The organism is Micromonospora sp. IBHARD004 (assembly GCF_052814115.1).
On record NZ_CP199934.1, the window covers coordinates 102764 to 121816 of the forward strand.

Below are 19053 nucleotides of genomic sequence, written 5' to 3' on the forward strand. Positions count from 1 at the left end.
CCCCCGGTCAGCTCGACCGGGGGCCTTCGTCGTGTCCGGGTCGCGTCAGCCGGTCGCCCCCACCGAGGCCGGCAGGATCAGCACGTCGTCCAGGTTCGCGAACATCACCCGGTGGCCGAACTGGATCTGCACGTACCGGTTCTCGCCCCGGACCACCGTCCGGTCGCCGGGGGCGGAGCCGTCGAAGGAGACCGCCCGGTAGTACTCGCCCGGCAGGACGCCGCCGAGCGCGTACCGCTGGCCCGCCGCGAAGGTGTACTGCAGCGGCGAGATGGTCTGGTACGGGATGGTGGCCGGGTAGGCCGCCTGCTCGGGGTAGGCGCGGCCGTACACCGGGATGGTGGCCTTGCCCGGCTTGGGCGTCACCACGAAGCCCTGCGCCCACTTCGCGGTGGGTGCCGAGGCGGGGTTGAGGAACCAGGCCTTCTGGCCGAGGTACCAGATCGCGGTCCAGTCACCCTGGACGTCCGCGAGGGCGTACGTCTGGCCGGCCGAGGCGCGGGCGCCGTGGTCGGAGATGTACATGGTGTCCGGCGTGCCGTTCGGCCGCAGGCCGCGGTCGTTGACCAGCGGGGCGTCCGGACTCGGCGCGGTGCGCAGGACGACCGAGGAGGAGCCGCGCAGCGGGCACGGCACGGCCGGTGGGGTCGGCTTCGGCACGCCCGGCGGCTGCTGGTTGCAGCCGACGAAGGCCGGCTGGTTGGTGGCGACGTCCGGGTCGATGGTGACCAGGCCGGTCTGCGGCGTGCCGGTCGAGTGGAACGGCGCCTTCATCAGCTCGAAGTAGTGCGACCAGTCCCAGTAGGGGCCCGGGTCCCAGTGCATCCCGGCCACGGTCCCGGCGGTGGTGCCCGGAACGTTGTCGTGGCCGAGGATGTGCTGCCGGTCCAGCGGGATCTGGAACCGCAGCGCCAGGTGGCGGACCAGCTTGGCCGAGGTCCGGTACATCGCCTCGGTGTACCAGGTGCCGTGGCCGGCGAAGCCCTCGTGCTCGATGCCGATGGACTTGGCGTTGACGTACCAGTTGCCGGCGTGCCAGCCGACGTCCTTGGCCTTGATGTGCTGGGCCACGTAGCCGTCCACCGAGCGCAGCGTGTAGTGCCAGCCCAGGTAGGTCTTGGTCTGCACCAGCTTCACGCTCGGGCCGAAGTAGCCCTCGGTGTCGTGGATGACGATGTACTCGAGCTTCTGCTGGGCCGGCCGGTCGCCGAGGTCGTGGTTGCCGTAGTCGCCCGGGTTCGGGCCGTACTTCTCGTACGGCGCGGGGATCCACTCGCAGGCGAGGCGGACCGGGCATTCCAGGCCGTCGGGCCGCTCGGCGCGGCGCAGCCCGAGCCGGTGCAGCCCGGACTCGTCGGGGGTCACCTCGCGGGCGGCGAGGGTGACCCGCTGGCCGTCGTCGGTGGTCCGGGTGGCGCCGACGCTGATCTGGTCGTACACCTCGTCGGCGAAGGCCGCCGCGGCATCCTCGGTGTCCGCGCCGGAGTACCGGGCCACCGCGCCGTACCAGGCCGCCGGGTCGCTGCCGGCGCCGACCGGCGCGGCCAGTTCCCTCTGGTACGACGCGAGCAGCGCCGCCCCGCCGCGGATGTTGGCGGTGGCGTCGGTGCGCAGTGTCTCCTCGGGTACGCCGGTGAGCGCGGCGGCGGCGTCGAGGGTCTGCAGGGACGCCCGCGGCAGGAGGTCCCCGGTCGGCTCGGCCGCCGCGGTGGAATCGATGACCAGGGGCCGGGACTCGTCGCCCCGGGGGTCCTCGTTCTCGTCGACGTGCGAGCTGGAGGGCGTGGCGACGACCTGGTCGGCGTCGGTCAGGTGCATCGGCCCGTAGCCGCCGCTGGTGCTCGGCTGGCCGGGGTGGGTGTCCCAGCGGGACTCCAGGTACGACACGCCGAGCAGGACGCTCTCCGGCACGCCGTACTCGGCGGCGGCCGCGGCGTACTGCTGCTGGCGGTCGGTTGGCTCGGCGGACCCGGCGGCCAGGGGCTCGGCGGCGACGGGTCCGGTGCTGAGAAGGGCGGTCGCCGCAGCCACGGCGGTGGCGAGCAGAACTCGTCTGCTCGGCGGCAAGGGTGGACGGAGCATGGAACCTCCAGATCGGGCGGAAGTCACTGCGTGCTCACCCTCACCCCACGCATGGTGTTGGGTCAATACCTTTCCCCGCAGTGATGTTGAGTGAAAGAAACCTTCACCGCCGCGATCCCCGGAAATTTGGGTACGGAGTGTCACGGCGCCGTGGGTTGCGGATTGATAACGGCGATCTCTACTCTGGTCAATCGTCGGCCGGTGTGTGCATCGTCCAACCCGGGTGGTGACGGTCCGACACCGCCGAGTCGCCTCCGGGCGAGCCGGGAACCCAGGTACCTGGGGTGAATCCGCAGCACTGCGGTAGGGCGGCTCCCTTCCCGCCCGAACCCGTCAGCTAACCCGGTAGGCGGTCAGCGAAGAAGGAGTACGGAAGCCCGGTGGCACACCATGCCCCGCGGCGACCGTCCGTCCGGTCGGTCGACCGGATGACGGCTGCGCCGCGTCCACGCTGGTCCCGCTTCACCACCGCACTCGCCGCCCTGGCCGGCACCGCCGTCATCCTGACCGGCGGCGCCACGGCGGCCCACGCCGAACCGTCGGTCGCCGAGATCGAGCGCCAGATCGACCAGGACTGGAACAAGCTCGAACCGATCATCGAGCAGCACAACGCCACCCGCCAGGACCTCGCCGTCAAGCGGAAGCAGGCAGCGGCCCTGGCCAAGCAGATCACCCCGCTGCAGCTCCAGGTCGACCTCGCCATGGGCCAGGTCGGAGGTCTTGCCGCCGACGCGTACAAGGGCGACAACCTGTCGACCGTGAACGCGCTGCTGGGCAGCCGGTCGCCGAGCGACGTCGTCGCCGGCCTCGAACTGCTCGACCGCTTCGCCCACCGCCAGCAGCAGCAGGTGCGCAACGTCGTCGAACTCCGCGACCAGCTGGCCGCCAAGAAGAAGCCGCTGGACGAGATGGTCGCCCAGCTGACCCGGACCGAGGCCCAGCTCGCGGCGAAGAAGAAGCAGATCAACGCCGAGATCGCCCGCCTGGACAAGCTCCGGCTGAAGGTCTACGGCAGCGGTGGCGGCGGTCCGCTGCGGCCCGCGCCCTGTCCGTCCGGCTACCCGGGCGGCCCCGCCGGGGTCGCGGTCAAGTTCGCCTGCGCCCAGATCGGCAAGATCTACGTCTGGGGAGCCGCCGGCCCGGACCACTACGATTGCTCCGGCCTGACCATGGCCGCCTGGGCCAAGGCCGGCGTCTCGCTGCCGCACAACGCCCGCCAGCAGCACGACGTCACCCGCCGGGTCAGCCGGAGCGAGCTGCGCGCCGGGGACCTCGTCTTCTACTACAGCGACCTGCACCACGTCGCCATGTACGTCGGCGGCGGCTGGGTGGTGCACGCCTCCCAGTCCGGCAAGCCGATCACGATGAAACGCGTCGACGACGGCCAGATCAACAGCTACGGCCGACCGGGCTGATCCATCGGAAGGGGCTCCCGCGTGGCGGGGGCCCCTTCCGCCGTCAGCGGGTCGGCCAGGTGCGCCAGAGATGCCATGCGGGCTTGGCTGTCACTGGTGGCGGTGGTCATCGTGCCTCTCACCTGCGGCGGGAGTGGTGAGGCGTGGGGGACATCGGTGGCCGGTCGCGAACCTGTGACGGCCTGGAGACGGCCTGGCGGTCGCGGACACCGAACGCCAGGCCTGCTCCGCTGACCGGAATCGAAGCGCACTGTCAGCTTGGGAATCGCACAAGATCGCATCGTCCTGCAGCCCAGCCGCTGGTCGGTCCGGTCCTGGACGGCCTGACTTGGCCCCTGGTGGCACCCGCTTGTGGCCCGTGGATGGCCCGGCAGTTTCGACTGCCGTTGGCGGAAGTGGCTCAGCGACGGTTACGAGATCGGCGGACCGCCCAGACCCCGCCAACGATCGCCGCAGCAGTCGGCAAGAGGCAGCAGAGCGTCAGGACCAACAGGTGCCACGGCTTGAGAGCTCCCATGGCCGTGAGGATAGGCACCGCTCCCCAACACCGCTGTCCCTGCGGAGCCTCAGTTTGGAAGATGCTTGATCACCGGGTTGATGTCCGAAACGCCTGGTCGGTCAGGAGCGATGCTGTGGTGACCGCTCGCATTGTGGCCCGTGGATGGCCCGTCGGCCTCGCTCTCTGCCGGCCTACCTCAGAGAGCGGACCCGCTGGGGTGCTGGTCTGACGGCGTCGCTCGACGGTGCACGCGTGCTACCCGGATGGCCCAGGGGGCGATGAGGGTGCCGAGGATGCCGAGGTCTGCGGCGATACCGATCATGAAGGCTGGTAGCCCGCGCATCGCCGGAATGCTGACGACGAGCACGGCCGCGCCGATCAGACGCGACCAGTACACGCGGCCGAAAACCGGTTTTTCGAACAGCGCCCGCCCGGCGAGGAACAGGGCGGGCCCGCCGAGGATGACGAGCGTCCACGACAGCGGGGCGTGCTCGACGGGGTTGGCGATGACGAGTTCGGCGCCGACGCTGGTCACGATGACGCCCGCAACCATGAGGAAGTGGGTGTAGGTCACCGCAGCTGCGATCCGGCCAGGGTTCTTGGCGGAGGCGACAGCCTTGCCGAGTGAGTGGCCAGCCAGGTGGAAGTAGGCCCGCCACAGCAGGACGGTGGCGGCGAACGCGACAACAAATCCGATGATGTGTGTGCGGCCGAAGCCGACGCGGGTGAGCGTCTGACCACTGACGAGGACTATTTCGCCCGCGGAGCAGATGAGGATCTGCCGGTAACGCTCGGCGAGGTTGTCGGCGCTGATGCTCCAGTCAGCTGCGATGGAGCGGCCCAGGCCTGGGGTGGGGTAGTTGAGCCTGGCCACGCCGTAGTCCAGCGCGACTGCGAGGGCCCATAGTCCGGTTCGGCTCGTGCCGTGGACGGCTCCTCCGGCGATCCACAACACAGCGGAGACGGCGAACCAGAACAGCACTCGTGCCGCGTGGCGTCTCAACCCGCCGCCGGGCAACGCGAGTAGGACGTAGAAGGTCCGTCCGACCTGCAGGCTGACGTATCCGATCGCGAAGAGCAGGCCATGAGTCGTGAAGGCGTCCGGGAGTGCGGTGGACATGATCAGGCTGGCGAACATGGTCACGATGACCAGGGCCAGGACTTTCGGCAGCTTCGGGTCGTACTTGTCGGTGGCCCACGCGGTGAAGGCCCAGATCCACCACATGCCCAGCATCAGAATCAGTGTCTGGAGCGCGCCCAGCCAGGTCAGGTGCTCCAGCAACGTGGCCGACAGCCGAAGAAGCGCGTAAATGTAGGCCAGGTCGAAGAACAGCGAGAGGAAGGTCCTCACCTGCGGATCGACACGCGCCTCCGCCTCGACCCTCGCGCTCCGCGCCATCGGTCACTCCGTTCGATCCAGAGCCTGTCGGCCACCTGCCCACCTCCGGGTCGTGCGCCCGCCGGTCGCGTTCTCTGACGTAGTGCAGATCGTCGCCTGCGTGAGGCTCAGTGTGCTGTTCAGATAGAGGATCGGGTGGCGAAACGGCGGGCCGAATAGCGGATCTCCCCGTCCGGGGAGGCTGGTAGCCCTTGCGGTGCCCGGCGAGGGGATCTGCCCGGCTGATCTCTGAGGAGGGCCGGGGTTCGGGGCGGAGTCCCGAGGTCTTCTAGGTCCTGGTCGTCCGTCAATGTGGCCGGCCGGCCCGGCCGATGCCGGCCGGAGGTCGCCAGCAGGCCGGGGCCGGGCCGGCGCGGCCCGCTTTGCGGGCCGCCTTGATCCTAAAGAGGAGGATTCGGCAGTTGCGTTGGCCAACCGCGTGTCGTGTCCCGGCAGATGCTTGACCTTGCGTCCCACGTCCGCGGAGTATGTCGGCCACCACGATCCTGGATTCACGCTGCGTACGTACACGCATCTCATGCCGGAGAGCGAGGCGCGTACGAGGCGGGCGGTGGACGCGATCCTCGGCCGTGGCCTGATCGATGCTCACGGCCTGGGGACGGCCTGAGATGCGAGTGGATCTATTGCACAGCAGGTCAGCGCCTACTTGTCGGCCAGGTGCGCCAGTTCTGCCAGGATCGGCTCGGGGTCGGGCCGCGCTGCCCCTGGTAGCGGGAGCCGTAGACCGCCGAGCCGTACGGGTGCTCGGCCGGCGAGGAGAGCCGGAAGATGCAGAGCTGCCCGATCTTCATCCCCGGCCAGAGGGTGATCGGCAGGTTCGCCACGTTGGAGAGCTCCAGCGTGACGTGGCCGGAGAAGCCCGGGTCGATGAAGCCGGCGGTGGAGTGGGTGAGCAGCCCGAGCCGGCCCAGTGAGCTCTTCCCTTCGAGGCGCCCCGCGAGCTGGTCGCCCAGCGAGATCACCTCGAGCGTCGAGGCGAGCACGAACTCGCCCGGGTGCAGCACGAACGGCTCGCCCTCCGGCACCTCGACCATCGAGGTCAGGTCGTCCTGCTGGACCGACGGGTCGATGTGCGTGTAGAGGTGGTTGTTGAAGACCCGGAAGAGCTTGTCCAGGCGTACGTCGATGCTGGACGGTTGCACCAGCGTGGCCTCGAACGGCTCCAGCGCGAGCGTGCCCGCCTTGATCTCGGAGACCAGGTCGCGGTCGGAGAGCAGCATCGGAACACCATAGCGACCCGTACGGGTGACCTGCGTGTCGGACTGCGCGTTCGTACGTATGTTCGATAGAATGTCGCCATGGCTTCCTGGTCCGAATTCGCCGCCGACGAGCCGCGCCTCGCCGACGAGATCCGCCTTCTCATGCAGCAGTACGGGCCGGGCTTCGGCTATCTCGCCACGGTCCGCGCCGACGGCGGCCCCCGGGTCCACCCGGTCTCGCCGGTCATCACCGACGAGGGGCTCTTCTGCTTCGTCCTCGACTCGCCGAAACGCCGCGACCTCGAACGCGACGGCCGCTACGCGCTGCACTCGTTCCCGCCCGAGGAGAGCGACGACGAGGCGTACGTGGCGGGCCGCGCTCGCCCGGTCACCGACCAGGCCCGGGTGGCCCGGGTCGCCGAGATCGGTCGGGCCGCGCCGCAGGTCGACTGGCGGCTCTTCGAGTTCACCGTCGACGTGGCGATGCTGACCCGGCGCGACCAGGGTGGCGCGGCCGGTCCGGTCGAGGGTTCCGCCGGTCCGGCGGTGCAGGTCTGGCTCGATCCGCGGGCGAGCCATCCGGCGCGCCGGGTCGGCGCCGCCGCTGCCGAGGGGCGGCGCGGCCGGCACGGCTTCGACACCCGCCGCTCGGCCGCCTGAGGCCCTCGCAAACGCCGGTGCCGGCCCCGTCCGAGGACGGAGCCGGCACCGAGTCGTCGTACGGCTGCCTTACGCAGCGCGGTAGGCGTTCCACGCGGTCAGCATGCGGCTCGCCTGACCAGGGGTGAACTGGTACATGCACGAGTCGTAGGTGTAGTCCATGAAGTTGGTGATCGGGTCCAGGCCGGCCGTGCTGCAGGTGTCGCGGCCGGTCGGGCACTGGAACGCCGGCGACGACTCCGCCGGGGTGTCGCTGACGCTGTCGCCCGAGCCGGAGCAGCCGCCCTGGAAGGTGTGGTAGAGGTTCAGCCAGTGGCCGACCTCGTGCGTACCGGTGTCGCCCTGGTTGTAGTTGGTGGCGGTGCCGCCCGGCAGCGACTCGCTCAGCGCGACCACGCCGTCCATGCTGTCCAGCTTGCGCTTCGGGAAGGTCGCCCAGCCCAGCAGGTTGTCGCTGAGCTCGCCCAGGTAGATGTTGAGCGTGTTCTTGCCGCCCTCGCGCAGCGAGGTCTTCATCTGCCGCTCCGCGGAGGAGCCCTGCACGATCGGGTACCAGGCGGCGTTGGTCACGTGGTGGACCTTCTGCAGTTGGAAGCCGAACGCGGTCGGCGCGCCGCCGGTGGCGCCGCCGTAAGCCTTGTTGAGCACGTCGATCTGCGCGGTGACCATCGAGTCCGGAATGTTGCCGCCGGCCCGGGTGGTGTCGCGCTGGATGACGTGTACGACGACGGGGATGGTGACCGTGGCCAGGGTCGTCGCACCGGCGCCGGCGCGGAAGTTCGCCCGCTCGCGCAGCGCGGCGGCGAGGTCGGCCTCGCGGTCACGGACCTGCTTGGCGGTCAGCTCGTTCGGGTCCAGCTTGGCCGAGCCGCCCTTCTTGACCCGGGCGTCCGAGTGGACGTCGGTCGGCTCCGCGCAGGACGCGCCGGGGGCGGCCGAGAAGGCCGAAGCAGCGGGAACGACGCCCACGGCAGCGGTGCTGAGCAGCAGCGCGAGGGTCGTCGACGCGACACCGGCGGAACGCCGGGTCAGCAGGTTGGGACGAAGTCCCATGGGCCCACCTCTTTCTGGCGGCACGACAGGGGGTATGTCGTACCGTGGCTGAGAACGTGTGGGTGACGTTACAACCGATCGATTGATTTGAGAACGGGCATATGTTGCTGCACGGAAACTTTCTGCTGCATGCGAGCACGCCCGTGATTTCAAGATCGTGTCAGGCCGGTTTCGCCCTGGGCCGAGGGCGGGATAGGCGCGCCCGGGGGTACCTGGATGCACCGGCGCGGTGACCTCGGGTACAGTGGTGCCGCCTGCGGGTGTAGTTCAATGGCAGAACATCAGCTTCCCAAGCTGACAGTGCGGGTTCGATTCCCGTCACCCGCTCCAACGTGACGGCCCTGGTCAGGACGCAAGTCTCAGCCAGGGCCTTCGACGTTCCTCCGGCCAGGAGCACCCGGCGGGCCATCCACGGGCCACTAGGCACGCTTCTTGCCCGCCTTCTTGGCCTTTTGCGCTCCGCCTTCACCGCGTCGTTCACCGCCTGGGCGATGGCCCGGTCCGCCTCCGAGGTGGCGTGTTGGTAGATCATGGCCGCGTGGGACGAGTCATGGCCCATGCGCGCCATCAGTTCCCGTGTGCTCGCCCCGGTGCGCGCCGCGATCGTGTTACCGGTGTGCCGCGGATCGTGGAAGTGCAGACCCGGCACGCCGAGCTTGCCGATCGCCCCCGACCAGCCGATGACCTCGTCACGGTGCCAGCCCTCCCGGATCTGCTGCCGCCGTAGCTTCCGCGCCCGTCTCGCACAGGCCGGGCACTTGGCTTCCTGGGTGGCGCCGCATGGCATTTGCATCCCGCAGCACCTGGCCGTTTGAGTTGACTCGGCACGCGAAGTCAGCGCCTTCTGGCAGCCACAGCAATAGCCCACGTCCGTCGTCGGCGATGACCCTGGTGGCTTGCGCCCACGTCGGGTGCTGGCCACGGAGGTAACGGCGAACAGCGGTCTGGCCTGGTAGAAATCTGCCTTCGGCAATCATCACAGCGATCCTAATCGTCAATGACTCACACTCATCTGCCGCTGGTCGCGTGACTTTGTCGAGAGCCGGACGTTCACACCGGCCGGCAGGATTGGCCAGTGGTACGGGGCTTCTAGGTGCACTCAGGCGTCAGTGAGAACGTCCACGCCTGATCGCGTCGGCTGCCAGTTTGCCTATCCGGGGCTGAGGGTTGACTGCGATGTCGGCTGCCAATCGCCCGTGGCAAGATCTGCTAGGTGCAGATCGGGATGCTTGGACCATTCGAGGTTCGCGCGGACGACGGCGTCTTAGCCGACGTGCCGGGCGCCCGGTTGCGCGGGCTGTTGATCGCCCTCGCGCTCGAACCTGGTCGCGTGGTCCAGAAGGCGACGCTGGTCGACTGGATTTGGGGTGAGCGCCCGCCCGCCGACGCGGCGAATGCCTTGCAACGCTTGGTTTCCCGGTTGCGGAAGGCGCTGCCGGAGGGGTCGGTCGAGGGGCAGACGGACGGCTACCGGTTGACGGTGGAACCCGACGCTGTCGACGCCGTGCGGTTCGAACGCCTCGTCGGCCAGGCCCGCAATGACGAGGATCCACAGCGAGTACGGCTGCTGCGCGGGGCCCTCGCATTGTGGCGCGGTGCCGCCATGCAGGACGTCGGTCTGCCCGATAGTGCAGCGTTTGACGCGGCGGTCACCCGGCTCGAGGGGCTACGCCTGACCGCCATGGAGGATCGGTTCGACGCGGAGATCAGCCTCGGCCACGGTGTGAAGCTGGTCACCGAATTGACCGACCTGGTGGCCGCGCATCCGGTGCGAGAACGGCTGGTCGCTGCGCTGATGCGCGCCCTCGCCGCGGCCGGTCGCAACACCGACGCGCTGCTGGTGTACCAGCGCACGAGAGAAGCCCTGGCCGACGCGCTGGGCGTCGACCCCTCACCGGAGCTGTCCGCGTTGCACGTCGCGCTGCTGCGGGGCGAGTTGGGACGGCGGGAGGAGGAGCGGAAGACCAACCTGCGGGCCGAGCTGACCAGCTTCGTCGGCAAGGACGCTGATGTCGCCGCGGTCGGCGAACTCGTCGCCGACCATCGGCTCACCACTCTGATCGGGCCGGGCGGGTCGGGAAAGACCAGGCTGGCCACGGAAACCGCGCGCACGCTGCTCGGCGACCTGCCGGACGGGGCCTGGCTGGTGGAGCTGGCAGCCATCGGCGCGGACGGTGACGTGGCGCAGTCGACGCTCGCCGGGCTCGGCCTGCGGGATGCTCTGCTCGGCGGGGCACCGAACGCGGATCTGACGGATCGGCTCATCGCCGCGATCCGCGAGCGGGAGGCGCTGCTGATCCTGGACAACTGCGAGCACGTGATCGAGTCCGCGGCGGCGTTCGCCCATCGACTGCTCGGGCAGTGCCAGCGGCTGCGGATCCTGGCGACGAGCAGGGAACCGCTCGGCATCACCGGTGAGGCGCTGTGGCTGGTCGAGCCGCTGGCCGTGCCGGAGGGGGACGCCGGCCCCGGCGAGATCGAGTCCTCTCCGGCCGTCCGGTTGCTGCGGGACCGGGCGGGCGCGGTGCGCAGGGATCTCGCGATCGACGCCCACACGTTGTCGACGATGGTGCGCGTCTGCCGGGCGCTGGACGGGATGCCGCTGGCGATCGAATTGGCCGCGGCCAGGTTACGCACCATGTCCCTCGATCAGCTCGCCCACCGGCTCAACGACCGGTTCCGCCTGCTGACCAGCGGTAGCCGTACCGCGTTGCCGCGGCACAGGACGCTGCGCGCGGTGGTCGACTGGAGCTGGGAGTTGCTCACCGACGCCGAACGGATGGTCCTGCGCAGGCTCTCGGTGTTCTCGGGCGGGGCGAGCCTGGAAGCGGCCGAGCGGGTCTGTGCCTGCGATGCGGTCGAGCAGGAGCAGGTGCTCGAGTTGCTCACCTCGCTGGCCGAGAAATCGCTGCTGCTCACCGAGGGCGGCCGCGCACCGCGTTACCGGATGCTCGGCACGATCAAGGAGTACGCGGGCCACCGGCTCGCGGAGGCGGGGGAATCGGACCTGGCCCGCCAGGCGCATCTCGGCTACTTCACCGAACTCACCGAGACCGCGGAGCCGCATCTTCGCCGCGCCGAGCAATTGGAATGGCTCGCCACGCTCGAGGTCGAGCACGACAACATCGGTTCGGCGATGCGTGGTGCGCTCGCGGCTGGCGAGGCGCACGCGGCGATGCGGCTCGCGGCGGGCGCCGGCTGGTACTGGTGGCTCAGCGGGCACAAGGCCGAAGGCATCGAGCTGATCACCGCGGCCACCGAAACGCCCGGCGAGGTGGCCGATGAGATCCGGGCCATCGTGTATGCGCTCGTCGTGCTGTTCGCGAGCTCCGGGCGGGGCGACGAACACCAGGCGGCGGAGTGGATCCACAAGGCATACCGGTTCAGCCAGCGCAGTCAGTCCCGCAACCCGCTGCTGGGGTTGGTCGTCCCGCTGGAACGCATGTTGCAGGCGCCGGACGCGTTCTTGCCCGCGTGGGAACCATTGCTGGACGACGAGGACCCCTGGGTACGCGCACTTGCCCGGTTTCACCTCGGCAAGATGCGGATCGTGCTCGGCCAGGGCGGGCGGGATGCGGATGCGTATCTCGAGATGGCGCTCGCCGAGTTCCGGGCAATCGGCGAAAGGTATGGGATCTCGATGGCCCTGACCGAGCTGGCGGACCGAATCGCCGTGCGCGGCGAGTTCGCCGGTGCGCGGGAGCACTACGAACAGGCGATCGCGGTCGTCACCGAAGTCGGTGCTATCGAGGATGTCATCCGGATGCGGTCGCGACAGGCGCAGCTGTACTGGTTGCTAGGCGATGAGGAGTCTAGCGAGGCTTCTATAGCCGAGGCGCAACAGTGCGCGGAACGGGTCACCTGGCCGGATGCGCTGGCTGAGCTGGCCCTTGCGAAGGCGGAACTCGCCCGCTGGCGCGGCAACGCCGAGGAGGCATACCAGCAACTCGGCGTCGCGACAACCATGCTGGGCAACGACGCGGAGCAGGCAAACATCCGCGCGGTAACACACGACCTGCTCGGCTACCTCGCCGACGATCCCAGCGAGGCCCGTACGTACCACGCGGCGGCCTGCCAGGCGGCCTCCGAGGCGGGCCACGCACCCCTGATCGCGCAGGTACTCGTCGGGGTCGCGGACCTGGCCCTACGCAGCGAAGAGTACGAGCAGGCCGCGCGGCTGCTCGCGGCAAGCGCCGGCGTGCGCGGACTGCCGGATCGTTCCCACCCGGATGTGGCCCGGATCGAGCAGTCCGCGCGGAGCCGCCTCGGCGAAGCACGGTACGCCGAGGCGGCTCGGGAGGGCACGCAGACGAGCTGGTCTCAGTTGGTCACCGTCACGCTCGCCTCCTGAACGTGGCAAGCGCCCACAGGTACCCGACGAGCGCGATCCCGCCGCACCAGGCGATCGCGATGTCGGCTGACCCTGAACGCGACGGCGCCATGGCGGCGCCGTCGCGTTCAGGTCAGTTTGCTGCGGGTTGAATGATGATGTCGCCGTGCCGCGTGCGGGCGTGGACCGAGACCTTGGGGTCTGACGGGCCAGGGCTTGCCAGCGACGGAAGCCAGTTGCGCACCGACCCTCGCTCGCTGTTGACGTCGATGGAGGCCGCGGTGCCCTCGCTGATGCCGACCTCGATGTTCCCTGAGCCGTTCATCAGCTTCGCATGACCGTTCCTCATTCGTCCGATCCGAATGGCACCGCTGGCGGTCTTGGCGGTGACGCTGCCGTCGGCGCGGTCGATGTCGAAACCGCCGCTGCCACTGCTGAGATCGAGGTCGGCTGATGTGTGGCCGATCCAGATCTGCCCGCCCGAGCTCGAGAGCTTGACGGTGTCCTTGACCTCGCTGATCCGCATTGCGAACGCCGCACCGTCGATGTTGGCGCGCTCGGCGATGTGGCCGATCGTGACCTCACCGGCCGCGATGTTCGCCTGCAGCGCGTTGATGCGATCGAGCTGGACCCGACCCGATGCCATGTGCAGCTCGCACTCTCCAAGTGAGCCGTCAGCGTGAACATCCGAGTGCGCCAGGTACGAAACCAGGCTGGAGCCGGCGGGCAGGTCGATCGTGATGGCGACCGAACCGCTCTTGTCCCCGGAGGCGGTCGTCTTGACCGATAGCTGACCGCCGGCGAAGTCGACCTTGGTTTTGTTGGCCACCTTGACGTCCAACCGGCTCGCCTTGTTGATGGGTTCGACCAGCACCACGGTATCGGTCCGGTCGCTCGCGGTGACCCGCACCTGAGCACCGGCGACAACAACGGTGGCGACGATGGGTCCTGGCGTGGCGAATGTAGGCATGACAACTCTCCGCTTGTCTCATACTTGATCTGTTGGTGGGCGGCTCAGCCAAACCCAGCCTGTGAAGCATCGGTCCGCACGCCCGCGGCGCGCGCTCGTCGCCGGCGAGCGCGCGCCGTATCAGCTCGTCGCTCGCGGCTTCGGGGTCAGCCCGATCACGGTCCTCGGAAGGCCATCGCCCGGGAGGTCACGCGCGCCTCTTGAATGTGGAACGCGCCCACAGGTACCCGACGAGAGCGATGCCGACGCACCAGGCGATGGCGGTGATCGCGTCGCTGGAGGACGGTGCGCCGTTGAGCAACCCGCGCAAGGTTTCGATGATCGGCGTGAAGGGCTGGTACTCCGCGAACTGCCGGACGCCCGGACCCATCTTCTCCGCCGGTACGATCGCGCTGCTGAAGAACGGCAGCATGACCAGCGGCACGGCGGCCAGACCCGCCGTCTCCGGAGACTTCGCCGCCAATCCCAGGGCGACCGTGAGCCAGCCGGCCGCGAAACCGAGCAGCACGACGATGCCGACCACGCCGAGCCAATCGAGGGAACTCGCCGACGGGCTGAATCCCAGCAGGAAGGCCACCCCGATGAGCGCCCCGATGGCGATCAGATTGGTCAGCACACTGGCGACGACGTGACCGGTCAACACCGCACCACGGGAGACGTCCATGACCTTGAACCGGTTGATGATGCCCTTCGTCATGTCGGAGTTCACCGACGTCGCGGTGGCCCCCAGCCCGTAACAGACGGCCAACAGCATCAGTCCCGGCGTCGCGTAGTCGATGTAGTCGACACCGACGTTGAAAGCGTCTCCGAAGATGTACACGAACATCAACATGATCACGATCGGCATCAGGACGGCGTTGAACACCGAGGTCGGATTCCGGGCGGTGTGTTTGAAGTTGCGACGCAACATGACCATCGAATGGGACTTGGTGCTCATTTCGCGACCACCTCCGTGGTGTGGCCAGTCAGGGCGAGGAAAACGTCATCGAGGTCCGGTGTGTGGACGGAGAACTCTTCGGCGCTGATCGAGTACTCGTCGAGCCTGTCCAGCAGGGCCCGCAGCGATTTCGTCCCACCGTCGCTGGGAACCCGCAGGGCCAGTGCCTCGTCGTCCCGCGTGGAGTCGGTGAGGACCCGCGCGGCCGCGTCGAGTTCGACGACGTCGGTGAACCGAAGCCGGACATGACTGCCGGGGATCTGGCGTTTGAGGTCGTCGGGAGTGCCCTGGGCAACCAGGCGGCCCTGGTTGAGTACCGCGATCCGGTCGGCGAGCTGATCGGCTTCCTCGAGGTACTGGGTGGTGAGGAAAATGGTTACACCATCGGCCACCAACTCGCGGACGATGTCCCACATCGTGCGGCGGCTGCGCGGATCCAGTCCCGTCGTCGGCTCGTCCAGGAAAATGATTCGTGGCTTGCCGATTAGCGTCATCGCCAGATCCAGCTTCCGGCGCATACCCCCGGAATAGGTAGACACCAGCTTCTGCGCCGACTCCACCAGATCGAACCGCTCCAGCAACTCCGTGACAACCAGCTCGCCGGAGCCCACACGCTTCAGATCCGCCATCAACTGCAGGTTCTCCTGCCCCGTCAGCAGCTCATCCACCGCCGCGAACTGACCGGTGACCCCGATTGCCGCACGCACCGCCTTGGTCTCGGTCGCGACATCATGCCCGGCAACCCGTACCGTTCCACCGTCGGCCTTCATCAACGTGGTCAGCACGTTCACCGTCGTCGTCTTACCCGCCCCATTCGGGCCGAGCAGGGAAAAAACCGTACCCGCACGAACATCTAGATCGATGCCATCGAGCACGGCTTTGTCCCCGTATGCCTTCCGCAGCCCTGAAACTTCAATCGCCGAACTTGTCATGCGACCACTGTCGGCACCCGGCCTGACACGTCCCTGACACGCCCCTGACACGACCACTGACACGGCGTTCTACCTCGTCACGAGGGGCGGGCGCTCGCGGTGGCCGCCGGCCACCCGCTCGCCGGTCAGGCGTCGGTCTCCCTGGAGGTGCTCGCCGGCCATCCGGTGGTGCAGTACCCGGCTGTGACCTCGGCCGAGTTCAGACGCGACCGTACGCCGGAGCGGACGCCGTCGGGGCGGCCGGTGCCGAAGGGGCCGGTCGGCAACACCTTCTCCGAGATGCTCTCCCTCGTGGCGGGAGACCAACACCACCGCCCGGGTACGCGAGTTCGTTCGCGCCGCGGTCGACGCCAATCCGCAGCCGGCGGGCTGACAGCTGTCGTACCCGGCTGACAGCATCCGGGGCATGCGGGTGGAGGCGGAGATCCGGGACCTGGTCGAGGCGCTGACGCCGGTGGACGAGTTGGCGGCGCGGCACCGGGCGGAGTGCCTGGCCTGGCTGGCCGGGACCGACGACATCTTCCGCCGGGAGAAGCCCCGCACCCCCTCGCCGCACCTGGTGGCGTATTTCCTGCTCCACGACGCGGCGGACGGCAGCGTGCTGCTGGTCGACCACCGCAAGGCCGGCTTGTGGCTGCCCAGCGGCGGTCACGTCGAGCCGGGCGAGCATCCGGCCGAGACCGTGCGCCGGGAGGTGGTGGAGGAGCTGGGCGTGCCGGCCGTCTTCTCACCGCGCTTCGGCGAGCGCCCGGCCTTCCTCACCGTGACCGACACCGTCGGCGCGCCGGAGGAGCGGCACACCGACGTCAGCCTCTGGTTCGTGCTGAGCGGCAGCCGGGATCAGAAGCTGATCCCCGACCCGGGTGAGTTCCGCGGTGTCCGCTGGTGGACGCCGCAGGAGGTCGCCGCCGACCCGTCGAGGTGCGAACCCCACCTCGGTCGGATGCTGGCCCGCCTGGCCGCCTGATCCGGCCTGCGCCGGAACCTCAGCCGGCGGCGACCGCCAGCCCGAGCGTGACCGGTCCCTGGTCGCGACCTTGACCTTGACCTTGGGGCAAGCCACAGCCTGGTCCGTGCCGGTCATCCGGACCGGTACGAGGAGGATGCCGACGTGGAGTTGCTGACCATCGGGGCGTTCGCCCGGGCAGCGCGGCTGACGCCGAAGGCCCTGCGTCTCTACGACGAACTCGGGCTGCTGCCGCCGGCCGCCGTCGACCCGCAATCCGGGTACCGGCTGTACGAGCCGGGTCAGCTCGACCGAGCCCGGCTGATAGCCGCGCTGCGCCGGGCCGGGATGCCGCTGGCAAACGTCCGCGCCGTCTGCGGTCTCGACCGGGCCGCGGCCGCGAAGGCGATCGACGCCTACTGGCGACGGGTCAGCGCCGACACCGCTGCCCGCGCCCGCGTCGTCTCCGACCTCGTCGAACAGCTCTCCGGAGGGAGCAGCACCATGCCCGACACCAGACCCGCCCTCGGTTTCCGCCACGCCGTCCGCTGCGAGGCCGGCGCCGTCCGGGACAGCAACGAGGACACCGCGTACGCGAGCGGGAACCTGCTGGCCGTGGCGGACGGCCTGCGCGGTCCGGGCGGCGCCGCCGCCAGCGCCGCCGCCGTCGACGCGCTGAAGCCGCTGGAACTCGCCGACGCGCCGGCCGCCGAGCTGCTCGCCACGCTGGCCGGGGCGGTCCAGTCGGCCGAGCGCACGGTACGCGACGCGGCGACGGAGGAGCACCAGCCGATCACCACCCTGACGGCGCTCCTCCGGCGCGGATCGCAACTCGCGCTGGTGCACGTCGGGGACACCCGGGCGTACCTGCTGCGCGGGGGCGAGCTGTTCCGGCTGACCCAGGACCACACGTACGTGCAGTCGCTGGTCGACCAGGGTCGACTCGCGCCCGGGCAGGTCGCCGCGCACCCGCAGCGTGCCCTGCTGGTGCGGGCCCTCGGTGCCGGTGGCGACCAGGTCGAGGCGGATCTGGCGCTGCGGACCGCCCTGGCCGGGGACCGTTACCTGCTCTGCTCCGACGGAATCTCCGCCGTCGTCGGGCAGGAGGCGCTGCACCGTGCACTCGCCGGGGCCGACGACCCGGAGAGCGCAGTCGGGCGCCTGGTCGACCTCGCGTACGCCGAGGGCGCGCCGGACAACCTCGCCTGCGTGGTCGCCGACGTCGTGGCGGACTGACCCCGGCCTGGCCGGCCGGACCCGCTCGGGCCGGCCGGCCAGGCCGTAGGCTGGCGATCATGCGGATTGGCATCGTGATCCTCCCGGACCAGCGCTGGTCGGAATCGCAGCGCCGCTGGCGGCAGGCCGACGAGTGGGGCTTCGACCACGCCTGGACGTACGACCACCTGGGCTGGCGGGACCTGGTCGACGGGCCGTGGTTCGACTCGATGACCACGCTGACCGCCGCCGCGACGGTGACCTCGCGGATCCGGCTCGGCACGCTGGTCGCCTCGCCCAACTTCCGGCACCCGGCGGCCTTCGCCCGGCAGGTGACCGCGTTGGACGACGTCTCGAGCGGCCGGCTGCTGCTCGGTATCGGCGCCGGCGGGATCGGCTTCGACGCCACCGTGCTGGGCGGCGAGACGCTGCCGCCGCGGCAGCGGGTGGACCGGTTCGCCGAGTTCATCGAGCTGCTGGACCTGATCCTGCGGGAGGACGGGACGACCTGGCGCGGCGAGTGGTTCGCCGCCGTGGACGCCCGGAACAACCCGGGCTGCGTGCAGCAGCCCCGGGTGCCGTTCGTGCTCGCCGCGAACGGGCCGCGTTCGATGCGGCTGGTGGCCGGCTTCGGGCAGGGCTGGGTGACCACCGGCACGAGCGGTGACGATCTGGAGAGCTGGTGGTCCTCGGTCGCGGAGCTCTCCGCCCGGATGGACGAGACGTTGGAGAAGGCGGGCCGCGACCCGGCCACCCTCGACCGTCACCTGTCGCTCGACGCGGCGCCGGTCTTCTCGCTGAGCAGCGCGGACTTCTTCGCCGAGCAGGTCGGCCGGGCCGCCCGGCTGGGCTTCACCGACGTCGCCACGCACTGGCCGCGGGCCAGCAGCTGGTACGCCGGCGACGAGCAGGTCCTGGTCGACGTCGCCACCCGGCTCCTGCCGGAGCTGCGCCGCGCCTGAGGACAGGCCCGCTCAGGTGCTGAGGTCGCCGGTGCTGATGCCGCCGTCGCCGGCCGAGACCAGCCGGAAGCGGATGCAGACGATCTGCGTGTCGTCGGTGACCGGGGTGCCCTGCCGCGCCCAGTAGGCGCCATGGCCCTCCCGCCACTCCTCGATGGACCGGTCACCCTCCCCTTCGGAGCGGGCGAAGTCCCAGGGCACCTCGGCGAAGCGGACCACCTCGACGCCGGTGACCTCGACGACCCCGACCAGCGCATCGTGGTCGTCGACGAGGGCCAGCCGCTCGCCGACCTGCTCCAGCTCCTCATTCTCCTGCGCGTACTCGCTGATCAGGCCGGCGGTGGCGGTCTTCACGCCAGCCAGCACCAGGGTGTTGAGCGTGGCGCGCAGCTCGCCGGGCGTACCGAGGGCGAGCGAGCGCAGTCCACCGATGCGGGGCCACATCCTGCCGAGG

General features: G+C 69.7%; 14 protein-coding genes, 1 tRNA gene and 1 riboswitch. Of the genes, 7 read left to right on the forward strand and 8 right to left on the reverse strand.

Annotated features, from left to right (window positions below; translation table 11 throughout):
- Positions 1-45: 45 nt before the first annotated feature.
- Positions 46-2082, reverse strand: a complete 2037-nt coding sequence (locus tag ACTWO6_RS00490; RefSeq protein WP_446217662.1) for an N-acetylmuramoyl-L-alanine amidase — start codon at positions 2080-2082, stop codon at positions 46-48.
- 231 nt (positions 2083-2313) lie between these two features.
- Positions 2314-2449: riboswitch (cyclic di-AMP (ydaO/yuaA leader) on the forward strand.
- 61 nt (positions 2450-2510) lie between these two features.
- Here ACTWO6_RS00490 and ACTWO6_RS00495 point away from each other — a divergent pair.
- Positions 2511-3497: a C40 family peptidase gene (locus ACTWO6_RS00495; RefSeq protein WP_446217663.1), complete on the forward strand. Its 987-nt coding sequence runs from the start codon at positions 2511-2513 to the stop codon at positions 3495-3497.
- 695 nt (positions 3498-4192) lie between these two features.
- Here the strand turns inward: ACTWO6_RS00495 and ACTWO6_RS00500 are convergent.
- Both ACTWO6_RS00500 and dcd read right to left on the reverse strand, forming a co-directional pair.
- Entirely contained in the window at positions 4193-5395 is a 1203-nt protein-coding gene (locus tag ACTWO6_RS00500) for a low temperature requirement protein A (RefSeq protein ID WP_446217664.1), read from the reverse strand.
- A gap of 635 nt (positions 5396-6030) precedes the next feature.
- Positions 6031-6615 (reverse strand): dCTP deaminase, encoded by a 585-nt coding sequence (gene dcd / locus ACTWO6_RS00505; protein WP_446217665.1) that lies wholly within the window; start codon positions 6613-6615, stop codon positions 6031-6033.
- A 78-nt stretch (positions 6616-6693) separates the two neighbouring features.
- Here dcd and ACTWO6_RS00510 point away from each other — a divergent pair, with 78 nt between their 5' ends.
- Positions 6694-7254, forward strand: coding sequence for a pyridoxamine 5'-phosphate oxidase family protein (locus ACTWO6_RS00510; RefSeq protein WP_446217666.1), 561 nt, complete (start codon positions 6694-6696; stop codon positions 7252-7254).
- Positions 7255-7323: 69 nt separating this feature from the next.
- Here ACTWO6_RS00510 and ACTWO6_RS00515 read toward each other — a convergent pair whose 3' ends face one another.
- On the reverse strand, positions 7324-8307 hold the full coding sequence (locus tag ACTWO6_RS00515) for a zinc metalloprotease (protein WP_446217667.1): 984 nt from the start codon (positions 8305-8307) through the stop codon (positions 7324-7326).
- A 256-nt stretch (positions 8308-8563) separates the two neighbouring features.
- Between ACTWO6_RS00515 and ACTWO6_RS00520 the strand changes: the two genes are divergently transcribed.
- Together ACTWO6_RS00520 and ACTWO6_RS00525 are read left to right on the forward strand one after the other, a co-directional pair.
- A tRNA-Gly gene (locus tag ACTWO6_RS00520) sits at positions 8564-8637 on the forward strand.
- Positions 8638-9520: 883 nt separating this feature from the next.
- Positions 9521-12658 (forward strand): BTAD domain-containing putative transcriptional regulator, encoded by a 3138-nt coding sequence (locus ACTWO6_RS00525; RefSeq protein ID WP_446217668.1) that lies wholly within the window; start codon positions 9521-9523, stop codon positions 12656-12658.
- 112 nt (positions 12659-12770) lie between these two features.
- On the opposite strand, the gene ACTWO6_RS00530 is transcribed toward ACTWO6_RS00525, so the two are convergent.
- The 3 genes from ACTWO6_RS00530 to ACTWO6_RS00540 all read right to left on the reverse strand — a co-directional run bounded on the left by ACTWO6_RS00530 (position 12771) and on the right by ACTWO6_RS00540 (position 15476).
- Positions 12771-13607 (reverse strand): DUF4097 family beta strand repeat-containing protein, encoded by an 837-nt coding sequence (locus ACTWO6_RS00530; RefSeq protein WP_446217669.1) that lies wholly within the window; start codon positions 13605-13607, stop codon positions 12771-12773.
- 187 nt (positions 13608-13794) lie between these two features.
- Positions 13795-14544 carry an ABC transporter permease gene (locus ACTWO6_RS00535; protein WP_446217670.1) on the reverse strand — a complete coding sequence of 250 codons (750 nt, stop codon included), beginning with the start codon at positions 14542-14544 and terminating at the stop codon, positions 13795-13797.
- A complete protein-coding gene (locus tag ACTWO6_RS00540) occupies positions 14541-15476 on the reverse strand; it encodes an ATP-binding cassette domain-containing protein (protein ID WP_446217671.1) in 936 nt (311 codons plus the stop codon). Before ACTWO6_RS00540 ends, ACTWO6_RS00535 begins: the two co-directional genes overlap by 4 nt.
- Before the next feature lie 406 nt (positions 15477-15882).
- Here ACTWO6_RS00540 and ACTWO6_RS00545 point away from each other — a divergent pair, with 406 nt between their 5' ends.
- From ACTWO6_RS00545 to ACTWO6_RS00555, 3 genes are all read left to right on the forward strand, one after another.
- Complete coding sequence (locus ACTWO6_RS00545; RefSeq protein WP_446217672.1) at positions 15883-16443, forward strand: NUDIX hydrolase; 561 nt, start codon at positions 15883-15885, stop codon at positions 16441-16443.
- Between the two features lie 144 nt (positions 16444-16587).
- Complete coding sequence (locus tag ACTWO6_RS00550; RefSeq protein ID WP_446217673.1) at positions 16588-17658, forward strand: MerR family transcriptional regulator; 1071 nt, start codon at positions 16588-16590, stop codon at positions 17656-17658.
- A 59-nt stretch (positions 17659-17717) separates the two neighbouring features.
- Positions 17718-18599: an LLM class flavin-dependent oxidoreductase gene (locus ACTWO6_RS00555; protein ID WP_446217674.1), complete on the forward strand. Its 882-nt coding sequence runs from the start codon at positions 17718-17720 to the stop codon at positions 18597-18599.
- 12 nt (positions 18600-18611) lie between these two features.
- Here the strand turns inward: ACTWO6_RS00555 and ACTWO6_RS00560 are convergent, their stop codons facing one another.
- Positions 18612-19043, reverse strand: a complete 432-nt coding sequence (locus ACTWO6_RS00560; protein WP_446217675.1) for an ASCH domain-containing protein — start codon at positions 19041-19043, stop codon at positions 18612-18614.
- Between the last annotated feature and the right edge of the window lie 10 nt (positions 19044-19053).